This is a genomic window from Salinimicrobium sp. TH3 (assembly GCF_026676115.1).
GTDB lineage: Bacteria > Bacteroidota > Bacteroidia > Flavobacteriales > Flavobacteriaceae > Salinimicrobium.
Map to the genome: position 1 here is coordinate 145,084 of NZ_JAPONB010000006.1, position 21,014 is coordinate 166,097.

Annotated in this window: 17 protein-coding genes; 10 read left to right on the forward strand and 7 right to left on the reverse strand. The window is 40.9% G+C overall.

Annotated features, from left to right (window positions below):
• Positions 1-94 precede the first annotated feature (94 nt).
• Complete coding sequence (locus OU683_RS11015; RefSeq protein ID WP_268138195.1) at positions 95-1,654, reverse strand: glycogen synthase; 1,560 nt, start codon at positions 1,652-1,654, stop codon at positions 95-97.
• A gap of 203 nt (positions 1,655-1,857) precedes the next feature.
• Positions 1,858-2,364 (reverse strand): cupin domain-containing protein, encoded by a 507-nt coding sequence (locus OU683_RS11020; RefSeq protein ID WP_268138197.1) that lies wholly within the window; start codon positions 2,362-2,364, stop codon positions 1,858-1,860.
• 215 nt (positions 2,365-2,579) lie between these two features.
• Between OU683_RS11020 and OU683_RS11025 the strand changes: the two genes are divergently transcribed.
• Entirely contained in the window at positions 2,580-5,264 is a 2,685-nt protein-coding gene (locus OU683_RS11025; RefSeq protein WP_268138199.1) for a phosphoenolpyruvate carboxylase, read from the forward strand.
• A gap of 209 nt (positions 5,265-5,473) precedes the next feature.
• Here the strand turns inward: OU683_RS11025 and OU683_RS11030 are convergent, their stop codons facing one another.
• Both OU683_RS11030 and OU683_RS11035 read right to left on the reverse strand, forming a co-directional pair.
• Complete coding sequence (locus tag OU683_RS11030) at positions 5,474-5,704, reverse strand: ferredoxin (protein ID WP_268138201.1); 231 nt, start codon at positions 5,702-5,704, stop codon at positions 5,474-5,476.
• Positions 5,704-6,948: a peptidase U32 family protein gene (locus OU683_RS11035; RefSeq protein WP_268138355.1), complete on the reverse strand. Its 1,245-nt coding sequence runs from the start codon at positions 6,946-6,948 to the stop codon at positions 5,704-5,706. The genes OU683_RS11030 and OU683_RS11035 overlap by 1 nt, the downstream gene beginning before the upstream one ends.
• Positions 6,949-7,496: 548 nt before the next feature.
• Here OU683_RS11035 and OU683_RS11040 point away from each other — a divergent pair.
• The 4 genes from OU683_RS11040 to OU683_RS11055 all read left to right on the forward strand — a co-directional run bounded on the left by OU683_RS11040 (position 7,497) and on the right by OU683_RS11055 (position 10,132).
• Positions 7,497-7,973: a glutathione peroxidase gene (locus OU683_RS11040; RefSeq protein WP_268138203.1), complete on the forward strand. Its 477-nt coding sequence runs from the start codon at positions 7,497-7,499 to the stop codon at positions 7,971-7,973.
• A gap of 228 nt (positions 7,974-8,201) precedes the next feature.
• Entirely contained in the window at positions 8,202-9,173 is a 972-nt protein-coding gene (locus OU683_RS11045) for a DUF438 domain-containing protein (RefSeq protein ID WP_268138205.1), read from the forward strand.
• A gap of 85 nt (positions 9,174-9,258) precedes the next feature.
• Positions 9,259-9,417: a hypothetical protein gene (locus OU683_RS11050; RefSeq protein ID WP_268138207.1), complete on the forward strand. Its 159-nt coding sequence runs from the start codon at positions 9,259-9,261 to the stop codon at positions 9,415-9,417.
• Between the two features lie 127 nt (positions 9,418-9,544).
• A complete protein-coding gene (locus OU683_RS11055) occupies positions 9,545-10,132 on the forward strand; it encodes a hypothetical protein (protein WP_268138209.1) in 588 nt (195 codons plus the stop codon).
• An 81-nt stretch (positions 10,133-10,213) separates the two neighbouring features.
• Here the strand turns inward: OU683_RS11055 and OU683_RS11060 are convergent, their stop codons facing one another.
• Positions 10,214-12,247 (reverse strand): M1 family metallopeptidase, encoded by a 2,034-nt coding sequence (locus OU683_RS11060; protein ID WP_268138211.1) that lies wholly within the window; start codon positions 12,245-12,247, stop codon positions 10,214-10,216.
• A 75-nt stretch (positions 12,248-12,322) separates the two neighbouring features.
• On the opposite strand from OU683_RS11060, the gene recG reads away from it, so the two are divergent.
• Together recG and pheT are read left to right on the forward strand one after the other, a co-directional pair.
• Entirely contained in the window at positions 12,323-14,428 is a 2,106-nt protein-coding gene (recG, locus tag OU683_RS11065) for an ATP-dependent DNA helicase RecG (RefSeq protein WP_268138213.1), read from the forward strand.
• Between the two features lie 253 nt (positions 14,429-14,681).
• Positions 14,682-17,108, forward strand: coding sequence for a phenylalanine--tRNA ligase subunit beta (gene pheT, locus OU683_RS11070; protein WP_268138215.1), 2,427 nt, complete (start codon positions 14,682-14,684; stop codon positions 17,106-17,108).
• A gap of 85 nt (positions 17,109-17,193) precedes the next feature.
• On the opposite strand, the gene OU683_RS11075 is transcribed toward pheT, so the two are convergent.
• Complete coding sequence (locus OU683_RS11075) at positions 17,194-17,745, reverse strand: DUF4136 domain-containing protein (protein WP_268138217.1); 552 nt, start codon at positions 17,743-17,745, stop codon at positions 17,194-17,196.
• Between the two features lie 234 nt (positions 17,746-17,979).
• Between OU683_RS11075 and OU683_RS11080 the strand changes: the two genes are divergently transcribed.
• From OU683_RS11080 to OU683_RS11090, 3 genes are all read left to right on the forward strand, one after another.
• A complete protein-coding gene (locus OU683_RS11080) occupies positions 17,980-18,705 on the forward strand; it encodes a hypothetical protein (protein WP_268138219.1) in 726 nt (241 codons plus the stop codon).
• Positions 18,706-18,782: 77 nt separating this feature from the next.
• Positions 18,783-19,019, forward strand: a complete 237-nt coding sequence (locus OU683_RS11085; RefSeq protein ID WP_268138221.1) for a putative signal transducing protein — start codon at positions 18,783-18,785, stop codon at positions 19,017-19,019.
• Positions 19,020-19,058: 39 nt separating this feature from the next.
• Positions 19,059-19,211: a hypothetical protein gene (locus OU683_RS11090; protein ID WP_268138223.1), complete on the forward strand. Its 153-nt coding sequence runs from the start codon at positions 19,059-19,061 to the stop codon at positions 19,209-19,211.
• Positions 19,212-19,273: 62 nt separating this feature from the next.
• Here OU683_RS11090 and OU683_RS11095 read toward each other — a convergent pair whose 3' ends face one another.
• Positions 19,274-20,899, reverse strand: a complete 1,626-nt coding sequence (locus OU683_RS11095; protein WP_268138225.1) for an ABC-F family ATP-binding cassette domain-containing protein — start codon at positions 20,897-20,899, stop codon at positions 19,274-19,276.
• Positions 20,900-21,014 lie beyond the last annotated feature (115 nt).

Genomic DNA, 21,014 nt, shown 5'->3' on the forward strand with positions numbered 1-21,014 from the left:
TGCAGGTTTTATTTAGTTAATAAACATAGAAAAGGGATTAAAATCCTTTTCCGGACAAAAATCCCTTTTTTAAATCTAAAATCCCTGTCCAGGATCAAGCCACTTTCATATCGGCCGGATGTAAAGTATAAAGCAGTTTATAATAGTCATCAACAGACTTCTTCCAGGTGAATCTCATTTTACGGGCGTTGAGACCAATTTGCTTCCAAATGGTCTTCTCATTTTCAAAGAAGTAAAGTGCTTCCTTAAAACTTTCAACCATATTATAGATTTTCTCGTCATAGGTTTTACCATCAAAAGCAAAACCGGTATGAACATGCTGAACGGTATCTTTTAATCCGCCGGTGTGGTGCACCAGGCAGGGTTGTCCATTTCGCATCGCAAGCATCTGGCTTATCCCGCAGGGCTCAAAGAGGCTGGGCATAAAGTAAAGATCGGAATCCCTGTAGATGGAATTCACCACTTGTTCGCACTGGGTATTTACAAAGATAAAATTCTTCCTTTTATAGCTAATCTCTCTAAGTAATTGTTCGTAATCTCCCGCGCCTGTACCCAGAAGGACGTAAATTCCATTGACTTCTTCCAGCCTATCAAGGATTTCAAGAAGAGCTTCGGGAGACCGCTTAAAAAAATAGAATTTCTGTTCGGTCAATCGTGCGACACTGGCACAAATAAAATTAGGTTTCTTTTTTAGGAATGGAACTACCTTTTCACCGGTATGAGCCAGGAATGCAGCTTTTTCCCAATCGAGTTCCTTTTGAAGTTGTTTAAATATAGCCGTGGCAATATTTGGGAACAAACGGTTCTTTTTCACAAGGGTTTCTGGACGATAGTCGGAGCCATTAAGGATCCCGTGAAAACGACCTTCCTTATCTGCCTGCCTCAAATCATTCTCCAGGCCTTCTCCTCCAATAAACTCGGGGGCATCGCTGGGAAGCAGGACATCCTGTTTATAAGAAGGGGAAACGGTATGAACGGCATCAGAGAACCTTATACCAATTGCCATTAAATTAAAACAATCATCATAACGTGGATCTCTTAAAGCTTCACGATCGAAATCCAGATTTGGGAACCATGTATTTAAAGAAGAGTAGTTATTGTCAAATGGGCGAATTCCCTGAAGAGCAAGATTATGAATACAGTAAACAAACCTGTTCTTTTTAAGGCAGGAATACTGGGGATGATAATTCTTTAAAAATAGTAAAATACTTGAATGCCAGTCGTGCAGGTGCACAATGTCCAGCTTCCCAAAATGTTTTTGTTTTATGGCTTCGGCAACGGCTGTACAAAATATGGTATATTTTATAACGTCACTATAAAATGGCTCCAGGGGATCGTGATGGTAAATACCACCGAGGTTACCGATTTCAATTTCGGGATGGTGGATGACGTAGTGAGTTATATTTTCATCTTCCTCTTTTGCAGGAACTTCGTAAAGATGTGCGGTATAGGAAATCCCCCTCAATTCAAGATGAAGTGCGGCTTTCAAAGTTCCATTTTCATGCAACCTTGAATAGGAAGGAACTACAACATGGACACGATCCCCACGCTCGGAGATCTGCCTTGGCACATCACGAATTACATCACCTACCCCACCAACTTTACAATTGGCAATGGCGTCATTTTCTGAAGCTACAAAAAGGAAATTATTCATAGTATAAAACCCTTAAAAAATTATTTAATAAACTTAGACGAAAGTACCTTTTAAAGACATAACTAGCAGCATATCAAAAGGTTAAATTAGTATTAAAAAAAGGTTACTTCAAACGTTTTAGTCGCTAACACTTGACCTCACCTCTCAAAAATGCCTCTTGATGAATTTATTTTTCTTCAGAAAGGGTAGGAAAATTCCAAAACCTATTTTATTCGATTCCAAAATTCAATTAATCCTCCCTCTTTCCCTTCTACAGGATCATATTCGGGAATAGGAACAGCAGCAATATTCTTATCGGTTTGGGGCCTCTCAGATTCTTCCCCGGTATTCATATCATGGGACCTGCCTTGGGGATAAGCACCTACAACTGCAAAATCTTCACTCCCCAGGTTTTTATGTGCTACTCCGGCAGGAATTACAATAACATCCCCAGAAGAGACCTCCAGTTTTTCCCCTTTTTCGCCTCCAAGTTGTAATAAAGCAGTTCCCCGATACACTCCCAATACTTCATGAGTATTGCTATGATAATGGTGATAATCGAACACACCGTTTCTCCAGGAATTTTTCCAATTATTTTTGGAGAAATGTTCCTCCAGCCATTTTGCTCCGGGCTCTCCTTCTTTTGAAAAACAACCTCTGTAGATCAATACGGGGAATTTGCTGTTAGGGATGTTTCCATCGTCCTTAAAATATAATAACTGTGGTTTCATGGAAGCTTTTTAGGTTTATGCAAAAAGGTAGAAAATTCTCATGTATTCATGATAACGTTTGAGAAATTTTTTGTTGCGAAAATTTTTCAACATATAACGTTTGAGTCCAATAAATACAAGTGAAGGAACGAGTTTTAAAAGTTTGTCACAGCTTAAAATCACCTATTATTCGTAAATTTAATGAGACTAATTCTTCAGGGCTAAATATTATTAAAATGATAGAAACAAATAGCAATAAAGCATTTAACAAAATAGAAAAAGACATGCAGTTTCTTACCGACTGCTTCCAACAGGTTTTAAATAATCTGGGGGAGCATGAACTTGCAGGTCTCCTCACAAAACATGAAGACCTAAAAGATTCTTTTTCTACAAATCCAGCCCTGGAAGAAAAACAAATCCAGGTCCTAAGTATTTACCTGCAGCTCATGAACCTTGTGGAAGAAAATGCCGCAGTTCAATACCGCCGAAGGTTGGTTGACAGAACGGGAATGCAATCTGTAAGGGGCTCCTGGAGTGAAACTTTTCAACGATGGAAGGAACAGGGGCTAAAGGAAAATCAAATGCAGGAGATCATTTCAAAAGTAAAACTGATTCCCGTACTCACCGCCCACCCTACAGAAACAAAACGCATTTCCATTTTGGAACTGCACAGGGAAATCTACCTCAACCTTATAAAGCTTGAGAACACCTCCTTTTCTTTTACCGAGAGACAGGTTATTGCCGAAGACATCAAAACTCTGCTGGAGAGATGGTGGCGCACCGGAGAGGTCTATCTAAAAAAACCTACCGTGGAAATGGAACGAAGTAATGTAATCCATTATTTCAGTAAAGTTTTCCCGCAGGCATTGAGAAAAAGTGACATTCAGCTAAAACAAAGCTGGATCAACATGGGCTTTGATTCGCAAAACCTTAAATTTCCCAGGTTACAATTTGGAACCTGGGTAGGTGGCGATAGGGATGGACATCCATATGTTACCGCATCTGTAACAAAATCTACTCTCGAAGAACATAGAAAAACTGCGCTTCACCTCGTACAAGAGCGGTTGGAACACCTGGCTGCCGATATGAGCTTCTCGGGCATAAGCAATAAGGCTTCAGAACAGTTGCAGGAGGCAATTGAAAAAATGTCGGAAGCGTTGGGAGAAGAAGGAAGTAAAGCATTGGGACGCAATCCATACGAGCCCTGGAGACAGTTTGTGAGCCTTATTTTATTAAAATTGGATCATACCACCACAGGAAACGAACAGGAAAACACATTTTATAACAGGCCGGATGACCTTCTTGAGGATCTTAACATTTTAAGGAAAAGTCTTTTTGAAATAGGTGCAAATCGCATTGTTGAGGATCTCTTATTCCCGGTGGAAAGAATAGTAGAGTGTTTCGGGTTTCATCTCGCCCGGCTGGATATAAGACAAAACAGTGAATTTCATGACAAAGCCCTGGAACAGATTCTGAAAGTAACATTTCCCGATAAGCCCGAATTTAAAACCTGGAGCGAAGAAGAGCGGGTTAAATTTATTTCGGAAGAATTAAAGAGCGACCGCCCCTTTGCTACTGCAGGAAGATCTTTTGGGCCCGAAGCAGATAAGGTGCTGGATAGTTACAAAGTAGTTAAAGAACATACAGATAAGTTTGGTCCTCAGGGAGTAGGAAGCTTTATAGTTAGCATGACCCGCCAGCTTAGCGATCTACTAATTGTCTACCTCTTCTTTAGGGAGGTGGGAATCGACAGGAGAACATTCCAGGTAGTCCCACTGTTTGAAACCATTGATGACCTTATTGCCTCGGGCGATATTTTAGAAAGCTTTCTCACACATCCTGCATATTACAGGGAAAAAGGAAGGCCACAGGAGGTAATGCTGGGCTACAGCGACAGCAATAAGGACGGCGGAATTATTGCCAGCCGATGGAATATTTACCGGGCTGAAAAAAACCTGACGGAAATGGCCGACAAACATGATACAGAACTAAGATTCTTCCATGGTATTGGAGGCACCATAAGCAGGGGTGGCGGGAAATATCACCGCTTCCTGGAAAGTATGCCTTCGGGAAGCATGAGCGGGGAGATCAAACTCACAGTACAGGGAGAGACCATAGCTCAACAATTTGCCAATATGCTCACAGCTACTTATAACCTGGAAATGTTATTTTCGGGAACTGCTCTGCAAACCGGCAATCGTCTTCATCCTAAAACTAAAAAAGGATATCCCATTGATGCTCTACGACAGGTAGCAGAATATTCCAAAGAAAAATATCAGGAATTGATCGCACATCCCTCCTTTCTGGATTTTTACGGTGAAGCCACTCCAATTGATGTACTGGAACTAAGTAAGATTGGATCCAGACCTGCCAGGCGTACCGGAACAAGAAGCCTCTCAGATCTAAGAGCAATTCCATGGGTTTTTAGCTGGAATCAATCCAGATTTAATATTACGGGCTGGTTTGGAATTGGATATGCCCTGCGAAGGTTAAAAGCCGATAATCCGCAGCAATATGAGCAACTCCGGGAAGTTGCCCAGGAATGGCCTTTTTTGAGATACGTTTTGATCCAGGTAGAAACCAACATTATGAATGCCGAACCTGCTGTAATGGAAGCCTATGCCTTTCTTGTAAAGGATGAAAAAGTAAGAACGGAGATTACAGAAATTATAAAAAATGAACATCAAAAAGGACTTGAAGAAATTGGTGCCATGTTTGAAAAAGATCGGGAAGAACGAAGACAGAGCCTGCTCGACAATTTAAACAGGCGCAATGATGCTTTGATCTCCCTCCACCGTTTGCAGATTAAAAACCTAGAAGCATGGAGAAGAACTAAAGGCAGTACCAAAGATGAAGAACTGGTAACACATCTATTGCAAATAACCACCGCACTCGCGAGCGGATTAAAAAATACAGGTTGATCATTAAAGGTTCAACCGGTAAAAAATTATAGTGAGATGGTTTGTTTTTTTTACAGAACGAACCATCTCATTATTAATTAAAAACTGTCTGGAACGAAAGAAGCAATTGTTATTATCTCTAGCTGGAACTGCGACAGAATACATTTTTAAAATTTGCAGACCTTACAACCATTTTTGGGTAAGGCTAAAAACTATTAAGGCAAATAAAGTTATGTCTCCTTCACCGAAATGATCTTAACCGGGCAGGCTTTTGCTGCTGCTTCGCAGTTTTCTAATATTGAATGATCTGCAGACTTGAGTGTATGGAAACCTTTGCGATCAACAGATTTTAGCAACACACTCTTGCCGTCCTTTTTAGACATTTGAAATTGCCCGGGAGCCAGCTCCACGCAGTAATTGCAACCAATACATTTGTTCCGCTGCAGGGTCACAACTACCATTATGCCTCCACCATTTTATACAGTTTGTCTGAAAGTCTTACTCTAAAAGGAACTTTGATCGTACAGCTATCCCCTTTCCCGGCTTTTTCTGAAAGCATATCATTCACGAACATTTCCTCCAATTCAAATTCCTGCGCCCCGGTGCTGGGTCCCGTAACCAGGATCTTATCTCCCTTTTTAATATCATACGCCTCGATCTTAAATTCTGCTATTCCAGCTTTTGGATAATAGTGCACACCCTTTCCAACATAAACTTTCTTTTGACTAGCCTGAGAACCTGAAGTTTTACTCCACTCTCCCAGTTTCTGTCCAAGATAGTACCCGCTCCAGAATCCGCGGTTATAGACGGTGCTTAGGCGCTCCATCCAATCGGACACTTTTTCTTCGGAATATGTTCCTTCATACCAGGAATCGATAGCCTCACGATAAGCTCTGGTCACTTTTGCTACATATTCCGGAGCACGGCCACGACCTTCTATCTTCAAAACCTGTACTCCTGCTTCCATAACCTCATCCAGGAAATTAATGGTGCAAAGGTCTTTTGGAGACATCATATATTCATTATCGATCTCGATCTCAAACCCCGATTCCTGGTCGATAACCGTATATTTTTTGCGGCAATTCTGTTTACAGGCACCACGATTTGCTGAAGAATTGTGAGAATGCAGGCTCAGGTAACACTTTCCTGAAACTGCCATACAAAGTGCCCCGTGGCCAAAAATCTCAAGCTTGACCAGCTCTCCCGAAGGACCTTTTATTTGCTCTTTTTGGATCTGTTCAGAAATATTTTTTACCTGTCTAAGACTTAGCTCCCGTGACAATACCATTGTTTCGGCAAAGAGACTGTAAAATTTTACAGTTTCAATATTGGTTATGTTGAGCTGCGTAGAAATATGAACGTCAATTCCCATCCCGCGAGCAGAAGCGATCACAGCTTGATCACTAGCGATAACAGCAGTAATCCCTGCTTGCTTAGCTGCCGAAAGCAGATTTTTAATAAGTGAAAGGTCGTGATCGTAAACTATGGTATTCAAAGTAAGGTAACTTCTAACCCCTTTCGTCTCACACCTTTTAACTATTTCCGAAAGATCATCCATTGTAAAATTAATAGATGCCCTTGCCCGCATATTCAATTGTTCCACTCCAAAGTAGACAGAATCTGCTCCATTTTCCAAAGCTGCCTGCAGAGATTCAAAATTTCCTGCGGGAGCCATTAATTCCATTTTTCCTGGATCTTTTTTCATAAGCTGCTGCCAATAACATGGTGCCGGCGCAGTAATTCTACCCGGCAATTCTTTAGGCGGCAAAGAAAATGGCATTTTTGGAAGGAAAATATGACCTGGGTCATTTTTTATATATAATGAGAACTACGATCTTTTTTGAAGTAAAAATACTTACAGAATGCCAGGACCCGGAATTGATTTGACCAAAAATAACCGGTAAAACTACTTTCCGACCCGGTATAGTTCTTTAAGGTAAAAAGAATGCCGATTACGGTAATCCTGTAGTAATTTACTTACTAATTTTGAAATAGTTAGTAGAAACCCTTAGTCTGTGGAAGAGTACCCCCCTATTCTTCTTTCTAAGGGTTTTCTTTTCCCAGTATGGATGGTCATTACTACCTGGTTTATTATTTGGATAAGAAAGGCTTCATTTTGTCAATATTCTTTTTGTTTTAAAGCTTTGGATATAACTCCTGCTTCTTCTATAATTCCCGAAAAGCCAATGTAATTTTTGGCAACAGCCATTTCCTTGGGAAAAATCCTGACTATCTTTACAAAAAAGAAAATTAATGGGTGAATTTTATAATTTTTCAGCAAAGGACCTTCAAGGACAGGATTTGGAAATGAATGACTTTAAAGGAAAGGTGGTGCTTGTGGTCAATACAGCTTCAGAATGTGGTTTTACTCCCCAGCTGGAAGGCCTGGAAACATTATATAAAAAGTACAAAGATGAAGGATTGGTAATTCTGGGGTTCCCTTGCAACCAATTTGGGAAACAGGAACCCGGAGACGAAAAATCCATTGCCGAAGGTTGTGTAGTGAATTACGGAGTGACCTTTCCCATGTTCTCAAAAGTAGATGTTAATGGAAAGGAAGCTCATCCCCTGTTCAAATATCTTAAAACCGAACTGGGAGGAATATTAGGCAGCAAGATCAAATGGAATTTCACAAAATTCCTCATTGATCGCACGGGCAAGCCAGTAGAAAGATTTGCCCCAATTACAAAGCCTGAAAGTCTGGAGAAAGACATTAAGAAACTTCTGTAATCCTTAACCCTTTCAGGGTTTGGAACCCTGAAAGGGTTAAAGTGGGTAATCCAGAATAACAGGTGTCAAAAATAGCATTTTTGGCACCTCTTTTTATTACCGAAAGTTTCAGGAATACAAATGGGAACCCAGAAGGATCCAAGAGAAAAAGTCCTCTTTCATCCTGATGTGACCTTAGTCATAATCCAGGACAAAACTATCCGCTTTATTTGCTGAAATTATTTAATCATGACCCAGACCATAGATACTTCAGCATTACCAAAGGGACATCCCGTCAATATATATTCCGAAGAAAAAGAGTTGATCCAGGGGTTGGGAAAAGAATTTCTGGAAACCAACCCTGAAAAAGAAAATCAGAAATTCTACAACATCTTCAATCAGCTACAACAGATTGAGCGAAGGTTCGAGCGGAAGGAAAATCAATTATTTCCGGTACTGGAACAAAAAGGCTGGACAGAACCATCCAAGAACATGTGGTCCTTTCATGATACCATTCGGGAGCAATTCAGGATCCTTAGAAAAAAGTTGGAAAACCGCAATTTTTCAGAAGCTACACAAGATGCACAGTATCTGGTGAGCAGCATCTTTAGATTACTGCTGGTAGAGGATAGCGTTCTTTTTCCTAATGCCCTGGAGTTACTTACCCAAGAGGACTGGAAGCAAGTTCGAGAAGGTGAGGAAGAAATTGGGTGGATGTTGCAAACAGAACCTGCCTTGTTCCCCGAAAATAAGGAGGAATATGTTCACCCTTCCCAGGATCACACTAAACGCGAATTAACTTTTAACACCTCAAATGCAGCACATTATGACGAGGGTTATATGACTGTAGATCAAGTCAACCTGCTCCTAAGAACTATGCCTCTGGACATCACTTATGTTGATGAAAATGACAAGGTAATTTTTTATAATCGCGGAGAAGAAAGGGTATTCCCCAGGAGTGCCGGAATCATTGGAAGAGAAGTAAAATTTTGTCATCCTCCCAAAAGTGTGGGAACAGTATTAAAGATCCTGGAAGAATTTAGAAAAGGGACAAAAAATGAAGCTTCTTTCTGGATCAACTTTAAAGAAAGGCTTATCTATATAAGGTATTTTGCGGTGCGGGATGATCAAAAAAACTACCGCGGGGTCATTGAAATGTCTCAGGACATCACCGAGATTAAAAAGATCGAGGGGGAACAGAGACTGCTGGACTGGAATTAAATTACCTGAAAAAAGCACTGTTTTACGGTTTTCCTCAAAGAAGGTCTTTCTTTTTGATTTAGCTTTACCCTGTTAAATTAAAAAGATGGAATATTTTCTCACCGGTATTGCAGGAATTGCCTCTCTACTCCTTATCATTCTTTTGGTAAATAACAGAAGGCAGAACCGTAGGATTAAAAGAAATATTCAGGAAATTAAAGATTTTAAAACAGGTTCGGGAGATTCCATGAAGTTTTTTGAATAATTGGGTTTGACTCAATTATCTGAAAAAATTCCTTCAGAGAAAATTTATTTGTTTTCTCCAGGGGATTAAAATATTGGCATAAAAGCATTTTTCATATCTTTAGACTTAAGCTATTAAACTATTTTATATGAAAACTTTCCAGGTACTTCTTTTGCTCCTCTTTCCAACTCTTATTAATGCCCAAACCAAAGTCCTGCCTGTTGAGGTCCAGATCAAAACTGCCACGCTTGCCGCACCCGAGGAACTTAGGTCTGGTGTCATGGTTTATGGATATAATGATAAGGGAGAAATGGTCGTTTTACGTGAGGGCACAAATCACCTGGTATGCCTGGCAGATGATCCCGGGAAAGAAGGCATTAATGTCTCCTGTTATTCAAAAAAGCTGGAACCTTTTATGGCCCGCGGCCGCGAACTTTCTGCTGAAGGTAAAGGTGAAATGGAAAAACGTGTTACCCGAAAAAATGAAGCTGAAGCCGGCACTCTTACCCTAACCGATACTCCCGGAATGACCACAATTTTAACCGGAAGTGAAGAAAACTATAATTCTGAAACGGGAGAACTTACCGATGGACATTTTCGATACGTAATCTACATTCCTTACGCCACTGCAGAGTCTACCGGTCTTCCCGAAAAACCTTTCGCACCTGGAATGCCCTGGATCATGGATCCCGGTACACACCGTGCCCATATAATGATCACACCGCCAAAGAATTAATTAAAATTCAAAAAGACATCTGTGTCCAAAAATGGGCTGGGAACTACTTGCTTCTGGAACGGGAAGTGGCGAGCGGGGAACCTAATTACTTCCCCTCACCTCTGTCTCCTGTAAAGTTTTGAGCAGCTGCTTTGCAAATTCCCTGAAGCGGTAATTGGGATGTTTTGCTGCATCATTTAGGTTATCCAAACTTTCTTCATCAAAGGCATTTAACTGGTACAGGTATTCAAATGCCTTTTGCCGCAACTGGAACCGTTTGTGTGGCGCTGTATAACCTCTGAGTTCTTTAATATATTCCCCTTTTGATTCCATCTCAAATCCGGCGGTTGCAAGATTTAAAGCAAGCCAAAGTGTGCGAAGGTTTTTATCAAGAAACCCCTCTGTTCCTTCCATTTTTCTAAGGTAACGCTCCCTGTCAACCGGGAAAGACATCCACAAATTATAAAGCGCCATCTCCTGCGTGAGGTAAGAATCGTCATTTAATAGTGATTCATATTCAGTTTTTAACTGCTGTGGCACCTCTTGCAATGAAAAAGCAATGGCCTGGCGGGTGAAAAGGTTTCCGCTTGAAAATGCCTTTTTGTAGAGATCAGCAACTTCAACGGGATCTTCCAGCCCAAGTTGCAGTACGGCTTCCTGCCCCAGATAATCATTCACCGGAAAGCTAAGGGCTGTGCGAAGCAGTTGTCTTTTTTCTGAAATGGCAAGAGGTTTTGCCGCTGCCACTTCCAAATATTTCTGAATAAAAGGAGACCTTTTGAGAGATTCCAATGCCTCAGTTCCCTGAAAAGCCGATTGTTGCAACCAGTCTTTCACAAAACCTGAAAGATCCTGCCCGCTGGCAGCCTCCATCTCGGTTATAAAATCGCCTGTTGTGGCGGTCGAATATTTATATTTTTCCAAATAATTCTTCACTCCTCTGTCAAAAGCAGCCTTGCCAATCTTCTCGTTTAAAATATGCAAAGCCCAGGCTCCTTTTTGATAATAAGTAAGGGAACTGGCATATTTAGAAACTACCGCCTCTCCTTTTCCCTGGTCACTTAACTGTTTAAGCTCTTCGGCTGTTTTGAAAAGCTTTCGGTAGTAATAATCCTCTCCAAAAATCTCTTTTTCGGCAAGTAAAGCATAATAAGTAGCAAAACCTTCCTGCAGCCAATGATCTTCAGGGGTCCCGGCCGTCACATAGTTTCCAAACCACTGGTGAGCCAACTCATGAGCGTTAACATTAACGTAATTTTGGTCGATGTAGCCAATAGAATCCACCAGGAAAATATCTGAAAAAATCGTGGTACCGGTATTTTCCATTCCCGAATATAAAAAGTCCCTAACAGGAACCTGTTTATAATTTTGCCAGGGATATGGAACTCCGGTTTCTTTTTCAAAAAAGTCCATCATAAATTCACTGTGGCGATAAGTGGGCTCCACAAGGTTTTCCATACCTTGTGGATAGTAAAAATGCAGCGGAATTCCATTTTCTGATTCAGTAAGAACGTCATAATCCCCTGCTGCCACGGCAACCAGATAGCTACTCATGGGATGCACCATATCATATTCCCAGCGGGTGAGAGAATCGTTTAGCTTTTGAGTTTTCAGTAATTCTCCATTGGAGATCAGTATTTTTTCTGAAGGGTAAATAAAGGATAGATCGAACTCAAGCTTTTCGGTAGGGTCATCAAAGCTGGGTAACCAGTGGGAAGTGTATTTCCCCTGCCCCTGGGTCCACATTTGGTAATCCTGCTGCCCTGCTCCTTCCGGCTTCTTCGGAATAAAATACATGGTTTGAGCGGGTTTAGCCGAATATTTCAGTTGAAGTTGTTGATCCTGTGCCGGTGAGAAGCTTCCGGTGATCCAGAATTTGTTTTGATCACTTCCGAAGGGAACAGGTTTGCCATTCAGAAGAACTTCAGAAAAATCCATTTTTTGGGCATCAATAAAGATGGAATCTACCTGCTCAAAAATGTCGAATTCATATATAATTGTTCCCGAAACCACCTTTTTTGAAGGGTTAATGGCAACTTCGGCCTCAAGTCGTGTAAAATCAACAGCGGGAGTCTGCTGGGCATAGGTTTCAGCACTTAAAAGGGCAGCCAGGATCAGGAAGATGGAACTTTTCATTACTCAAATATACGCTACCTGCTCAAATTGGGAAAAACTTACCTTCCTAAAAGGCTTTTTTTTATCTTCGTTTCCATGAATCCAAGCCTGCTGCAAACTCCTATTGATTACCTAAAAGGTATTGGTCCCAACCGGGCAGAGATCCTGCGGAAGGAGATTGGGGTTCACACTTATGGCGATCTTCTAAACTTTTTTCCCAACCGGTATCTCGATAAAACCCGCTTTTACAAGATCGCACAGCTGGAAAAGAATACATCTGAAGTGCAAATCGTAGGGAAAATTGTTCACCTTCGAACGGTTGAGCAAAAAAAGGGAAAACGACTTGTTGCCGATTTTGTGGATGATACCGGGAAGATGGAACTCGTATGGTTCCGGGGACAAAAATGGATCCGTGAGAACCTGAAGCTCAATACCCCTTATGTTATCTTTGGAAAAACCTCCTGGTTTAATGGCCTTTTTAGTATGCCACACCCCGAAATGGAGCTGGTGGAAGAATATAAAAAAAATCTGCGCACTGCCATGCAACCTGTATACCCTTCTACAGAAAGGCTCGGAAAAGCTGGAGTTACCAATAGGGTAATTAGCCGGTGCGTGCAGCAACTTTTCCTGGAAAGTGGCAATAAATTCGTTGATCCTCTTCCAGAAAATTTATTGGAAGAACTACACCTGCTTCCAAAAGCCGAGGCGCTTTTTAATGCGCATTTCCCCAGGAGCCAGGAGTTGTTGGCAAAAGCCCAGTTTCGTCTTAAGTTCGAGGAACTCTTTTATATCCAGTTACAGCTGTTGATCAAGAATATGATCAGGAAGCAAAAGATCAGAGGTTTTCCATTTGAAGAGGTGGGCTCCCACTTTACGGAATTTTATGAAAACCATCTTCCTTTCGAATTAACCAATGCCCAAAAAAGGGTAATTAAAGAAATACGCCAGGACCTTGGGAGCGGGGCTCAAATGAACCGGTTGCTGCAGGGAGATGTTGGATCGGGAAAAACTATTGTGGCCTTGATGAGCATTTTGCTTGCCCTGGATAACGGATTCCAGGCTTGTTTAATGGCTCCAACAGAAATTCTTTCGATCCAGCATTTCAATGGGATCTTAGATCTTGTTACCGATCTTGGGATCAAGGTACGGTTGCTCACGGGCTCTACAAAGACTTCAGAAAGAAGGGAAATTCATGAAGCTCTTGAAAACGGCGAATTACACTTACTAATAGGCACCCACGCCCTGCTTGAAGAAAAGGTGAAATTTCACAATCTTGGGCTTGCGATCATTGATGAGCAGCACAGGTTTGGAGTGGCCCAGAGAGCACGGTTGTGGAAGAAAAATCACTTGCCACCTCATGTGCTGGTAATGACTGCAACACCAATCCCCCGAACGCTCGCGATGAGTCTATATGGAGACCTGGATATATCTGTTATTGATGAATTACCGCCTGGCAGGAAAGAAATTAAAACCGTGCACAGGTATGACAGTAACAGGTTAAAAGTTTTTGCTTTTATTCGGGATGAAATAAGAAAAGGCCGGCAGATCTATATAGTATATCCACTTATTCAGGAATCGGAAACCATGGATTATAAGGATCTTATGGATGGTTACGAAAGTATTGCCCGGGAATTTTCCATGCCCGAGTTCCAGATCTCGATCCTGCACGGACAAATGAAACCGGCCGATAAAGATTATGAGATGGACCGGTTTGTAAAGGGGGAAACCCAGATCATGGTGGCCACTACAGTAATTGAAGTGGGTGTAAATGTTCCCAACGCCAGTGTGATGATCATTGAAAGTGCAGAGCGGTTTGGGCTATCACAACTTCACCAGTTGCGGGGCCGCGTTGGTCGTGGTGCCGAACAAAGTTTCTGTATTCTTATGACCGGGCATAAATTATCCAATGACAGTAAGACCCGCCTGGAAACCATGGTTCGTACTGCCGATGGTTTTGAAATAGCAGAAGTAGACCTGAAACTCCGTGGCCCCGGAGATCTTATGGGGACCCAACAAAGCGGTGTGCTCAATTTAAAGATCGCAGATATTGTTAAGGACAACGATATATTGAAATCTGCGCGCCACTATGCTTTACAACTTCTTAAAGAAGACCCTAAGCTCGAACTTGAGAAAAACAAAGTAGTAAAATATACTTACTCCCAGCTCGTGAAGGAGAAGAATATATGGAACTACATAAGTTAATGTTGAGACAAGATCCCGAGATGATTTGCTTACAGAAGTAAAACAGATTTCAACAATGTGTCCTTCAGGACAATCTAAGTGGATAATCCTGGAGCAACAACCATGACTCCTGATAAAAGATTAGGAAATGAACATTACTGAAGAAAAATGGTTTGAGCATAAAGTTTAAAGGAAGGGGGGAACAAATACCCCTTCCTTTTTTTATGCCAAAATCATTCGTAATGTTATCTTTGCAGCTGGAAAAATTTATTCAATGAAGATTTCATATAACTGGCTCAGGCAATTTCTAAAAGTTAATCGCACCCCCGAAGAAACCGGGGAATTACTCACAGATTTGGGTCTTGAAGTAGAAGGTATTCATGAATTTCAAAGTGTAAAGGGCAGCCTCCGCGGGATAGTGGTAGGTGAAGTTCTTACCTGCGAACAACATCCCAACGCCGATCGACTAAAGATTACCACGGTTAACCTGGGTAACGGTGAACCGGTTCAGATTGTTTGTGGTGCTCCCAATGTAGCTGCAGGCCAAAAAGTGCCGGTTGCCACCGTTGGAACTACTTTATATGATGAAAAAGGCACTCCCTGGGAGATCAAAAAGAGTAAGATTAGGGGCGAGAGCAGTCACGGGATGATCTGTGCAGAAGATGAGCTTGGCCTGGGGCAAAGCCATGAAGGCATTATGGTCATGGATCCGGCCCTGGAACCGGGGACTCCTGCGGCCAGTCTTTTTGAAATAGAGGACGATCATGTATTTGAAATAGGTTTAACTCCTAACAGGGCCGATGCTATGAGCCATTGGGGAGTAGCGCGTGATCTTAAGGCAGGTTTAATTCAACAGGGAGAACAACAGGAATTGATCACCCCATCGGTAAGTAGTTTTCATGTTGACAGCCGCAGCCGAAAAGTCCCGGTAAAGATCACCAAACCTGAACTTGCTCCCCGTTATTGCGGAGTAACAGTAACCGGAGTGGAAATTTCGGAATCACCCGGTTGGCTTCAAAATCGCCTGAAGGCTATAGGCATCACTCCAAAAAACAATGTTGTTGATGTCACCAATTATGTAATGCATGAGTTAGGGCAACCCTTGCACGCGTTTGATGCGGACAGGATAAGCGGAAATGAGATTATAGTTCAAACCCTTCCGGCAGGAACAAAGTTTACAACCCTTGATGAGGTAGAAAGAGAACTGCATGAAGAGGATCTTATGATCTGTGATGCAGAAAAACCTTTGGCTATCGCCGGGGTTTTCGGGGGAATTGGTAGCGGAGTAACTTCGGGAACTACAAACCTCTTTATTGAAAGCGCATATTTTAATCCTGTTACTGTTCGAAAGACAGCAAAACGTCACGGACTTAATACAGACGCCTCTTTTAGATATGAAAGAGGAATTGATCCAAACATAACAGAATATGCTCTTAAACGGGCAGTATTATTAATCCAGGAATTGGCAGGAGGAAGTGTTTCGAGTGACATAGATGATTACTATCCCAAAAAAGTAGAAGATTTTCCTGTATTCCTCACTTTTGAGAAGATCAATTCCCTCGTGGGCCAAAACCTGTCTAAGGAAACCATTAAATCTATTTTGGCCTCCCTCGAAATTAGAGTCAACAATGTTACTGAAACCGGAATGGGCCTTACCATTCCATCTTATAGAGTAGACGTAAAACGGGAAGCAGATGTTATTGAAGAGATCCTTAGGGTGTATGGATACAACAACATAGAGTTTGGGGATAAAATAAATGCATCTGTCGCCAATTCCACAAGATTTGAAGATTACAAACTTCAGAATCTAATCGCAGGGCAACTGGTTGGCCAGGGATTTTTTGAAACCATGGCTAATTCCCTTACAAGTCCGGCGTATTTGGGATTAAGTGAACTTTTAAAGGAAGAGCACGCTGTAAAAATGCTCAACCCTCTTAGCCAGGATCTTTCTGTGCTAAGGCAATCGCTATTGTTTTCAGGATTGGAAGCAGTGAGCTACAATCTCAACCGAAAAAGGGCCGACCTTAAGTTCTTTGAATTCGGGAAAACCTATCATAACTTCGGCAATGGCCGGGAAGAGCAAAAACACCTTTCGGTTTTTCTCTCCGGAAACCGAAAACGCGAAACCTGGACCCATGCTGTCCAAAGAAGTGAATTTTTCTACCTCAAAGGAGTGATCAATTCAATTCTGGAAAGACTGGGCATTAGAGACCTAAAAACATCTCCTGTCAAAAATGACATATTTTCGGAAGGTATTTCTTTTAGTTTTAATAATGCGAAGCTGGTAGAGTTCGGAGTAATTAAGAAAAAGATCCTAAAGAATTTCGATATAGGTCAGGAAGTTCTTTTTGCCGATTTTAACTGGGATCAGGTGGTGGAGACTTCAAAAAATCAGCTGAATAAATTTAAAGAGATTTCTAAATTTCAGGCAGTAAGAAGAGACTTTGCTCTTCTCCTGGATAATTCAGTACAGTTTGAGGAAATTTATGATATCGCATTTAAGACTGAAAAGGTCTTACTTAAAGATGTAAATCTTTTTGACGTGTATGAAGGCGCTAACCTTCCGGAAGGAAAGAAGAGTTACGCTGTAAGTTTTATTCTGCTTGACGAAAAGAAAACGCTGACCGATAAGCAGATCGATAAGATCATGAACAAACTTCAGCAAAACCTGGAAAAGCAACTTGGAGCAGAGCTTAGATAAGAAGCAAAAAAATCTAATAAAAAAGAGAGGCTGTTCAATTGAACAGCCTCTCTTTTTTTACATAGCAATCTTTAAATGTTTTTTATTATTTAGGTAACTTTTCAAAAATGGCATTTACATAAGATCTTACCTCTTCATCGAGATTACCCGGGGCAACCACATCTTCTGCCCTACCTCTCCAAACGATCTCATTAGACTTTCGATCAATTAAATCGATCACAATAGTCCCTTCTTTGTACGGCACTTGCTCAATACCGTTTCCTGCAATTCTCGGTACGGTAAAATAATTACTGTAGGCGTAATTTCTATAATAAGGACCTACATAAAATCCGGGACGGTAATAGCTGTAATTTGTATAAACAGGATTCGCATTCACTGCCACTTCCTCATCAAACATTAAATGGTAATAAACCAATAGATCTGGCTGGTTCTTATCCAAACGATAATTTAGATCCTGCATGTTCTGGCGTATTTCGTCGATCACAATTTCATTCACCTGGGCATTGTCATATTTTGAAGTCTGGATGGTATCCTGGTTGGGCAAAAAAGCATAACTGTCATAACTATTTAAACTTTTTGCAGTTCTTTTATTTGCATCTACTTTAGGACCACAGCTTGTAAAAAGTATTCCTGCCATTAAGCTCAGGCTTAAAAAATGTTTTAAAAATTTCATTTATTTAGGGATTTAGAGTTAGTGTTTTCCAAGATATGACATCTCAACCTTTCCTCAGGAACCTTATTGCAGGTTTAAAAGGAATTTAACCCTAGAGTCTTAAAATTAACAGTAGAATTCCTTAATAAACAGCCAAAAATCAATGTTTTGCATGTTTTACGGTTATTCCCTATTTTTAGCTGCTAAACGAGAAAGATTATGCTGCTAGAGAGAGTAAACCTTCAAAGGGAAATGGAAGCGCTTCGCCGGAAGGAGATGAAGGAACAGGAAATCCTGGAGGAAGTAAAGAGGGTCTTAAAAAAAGATAGGGAGACAGAAGAAGAGATCCTTCAGCGAATTTCTGAAGGGGATGCTGAAAGAGATGAAACCAACAACTTTAATTTTGACCTGCTCGAAAGCGGAAGGATCTTTCACCTTTCCCAAATAAAGAAGATTTGTGTGGATTACCGCTTGCGTTTCCTCAATACACGATTTTATAAAGGAGATCTACCCCAGGAAGCTATTTTTGCGGTGAAGGAACTGGAAGCAAAACATGAGGTAAAACTCCAGGGCTTTAAAATGGTTGCTCCTGCAAAATATTTTAGGCTGGAAAATGCCGACGATCCAATGCTTTTTGTACCCCTTGGAAATAATTACTACTACCTTATTCATAAATGGGGTACAGATATGCACCCTATGAGAAAACTTCTAATGTGGCCATTAAGGAACCTTGAAAACCTGTTGATCTTTAGTTTCTTTTTTAGCTTTTTATTCACCTTTGGAATAAGAGAGGTTTTTTTCTCGAAATTTCGTGAGACTTCAGAGTTCCTCATCTTGTTCCTATATTCCTTCAAATCTGTAATCGCCCTTACATTTTTCTACGGAATTAGTCTTGGAAAGAATTTTAGTTCGGGTAACTGGAACAGTAAATTCTACAATGCCTAAGCTCAAATGTTAAACTGAAATTAAATACGCCTGAAGTAAGTATCCTATTCTTAAATTTATAAGGAAATATATTTTTTATGAGCGAAGAAGAAGAATACAAAAGAGTTTATACCGGTAGTGAAGTGAATGTACAACACCTTAAAAATCTACTGGAAGATGAAGGCATTCCAACCCGTGTAAGAAATGACTTTGACTCGGGTTTAAGAGCCGGTTTTGGCGGCGGATTACCGGGACAGGTATTACTATTTGCCAAATCTGAAGATTACGAGAAAGCACTTCGTATCACTCAAGAAACATTTCCCGATAGTGATTAGTTGATGACTGCTGCTCCCCGAAAAAATTATTTTAATCTTTTGCTGGGCATTGCCTTTCTGGGCTATGGTGGTTACCGCATGTTTACTTTTCTCACAGGCGCAGAATATACCACCTTTAGAATCATTATTGCCATTGGCTTTGTCATCCTTGGAGGCTTCGACCTTTACAAGTTTTTCAAAAAAGACAAATAAGAACAAAAAAAAAGGATCCAAAAATGACATTTTTGGATCCTTTTTTTTTGTTTCAACTCCAATTACCGGGTATACATTTTTTCCCTTTGTTCCTTTATTTTAGGATCGCTCATGTACTCATCAAAAGTCAGGTAGCGATCAATAGCTCCATTCGGGGTTAATTCAATGACCCTGTTTGCCACAGTTTGTGCAAATTCATGATCATGAGTGGTAAACAGTACCGTTCCTTTAAAATTCTTTAGGGAATTGTTGAAAGCCGTAATTGATTCCAGGTCCAGGTGGTTGGTTGGTTCATCCAGCATTAGAACGTTTGCCCTCATCATCATCATTCGGCTTAACATACAACGTACTTTTTCTCCTCCAGAAAGCACCCTCGATGTCTTTAAAGCTTCTTCCCCGCTAAAGATCATTTTTCCAAGGAAGCCACGAATATAAACCTCTTCTCTTTCCTCTTCTGTCTTGGCCCATTGGCGCAACCAGTCAACTAAGGTAAGGTCGTTGTCAAAATATTCTGAATTGTCCAGCGGTAAATAAGACTGATTCGTTGTGATCCCCCAGTTATACTTACCTGCTACGGGCTTTTGCTTACCATTCAAAATTTCGTAAAAAGCACTTGTAGCACGTGAATCTTTAGAATACACTACTACTTTATCTCCTTTAGCAAGATTAATATTCACATCTTTGAAAAGAGTTTCTCCTTCAATAGACGCCTCAAGACCTTCTACGTTGAGGATTTGATCCCCCGCTTCTCTTTCTCTCTCAAAAATAATAGCAGGATACCTGCGACTTGATGGTTTAATGTCATCAATATTCAGCTTGGCAATCATCTTTTTACGGGAGGTTGCCTGCTTGGATTTTGCCACATTAGCACTAAAACGACGAATAAATTCCTCAAGTTCCTTTTTCTTTTCCTCGGCTTTTTTATTCTGTTGAGACCTTTGACGTGCTGCTAATTGAGAAGATTCGTACCAAAAAGTATAGTTACCACTGTAATGGTTGATCTTTCCAAAGTCAATATCCGAAACATGTGTACATACAGAATCCAGGAAGTGACGGTCGTGGGAAACTACAATAACAGTGTTTTCATAATTTGCCAGGAAATTCTCAAGCCAGCTAATCGTTTCGTAATCCAGGTCGTTGGTAGGCTCATCCATGATCAAAACATCGGGATTTCCAAACAAGGCCTGGGCAAGAAGAACTCTTACCTTTAATTTGTTATCCAGGTCACCCATTAAGGTGTAGTGGTTTTCTTCCTTTATTCCGAGGTTTGAAAGCAAAGCTGCAGCTTCACTGTCGGCATTCCAGCCATTCATTTCTTCAAATTCCACCTGCAGTACTCCTACTCTTTCCCCATCTGCATCATTGAAATCTTCTTTAGCGTAGATTTCGTCCATCTCCTTCTTGATCCTATAGAGAGGCTTATTCCCCATTATAACTGTTTCCAGTACGGGGTATTCATCGTATAGATTGTGGTTCTGCTCAAGCACAGACATCCTTTTTCCCGGTTCCAGGTGAACATGGCCCGAGGTAGGCTCAGATCTCCCGCTAAGGATGTTTAAGAAAGTAGATTTTCCGGCACCATTTGCGCCTATAATTCCGTAACAGTTGCCTTGGGTAAAAGTTGTATTAACTTCATCAAACAGTATTCTTTTCCCAAACTGCACAGATAAATTTGAAACTGATAGCATAGAGTCTTTTCTAAATTTTTGCAAAAGTAGCTATTTAAGCTTATTCAATAAAAGATTAACTTTTATAATTCTCTATTTAACGCGGAGTTAACATTGAGGTGACTCCTCTGCGTCT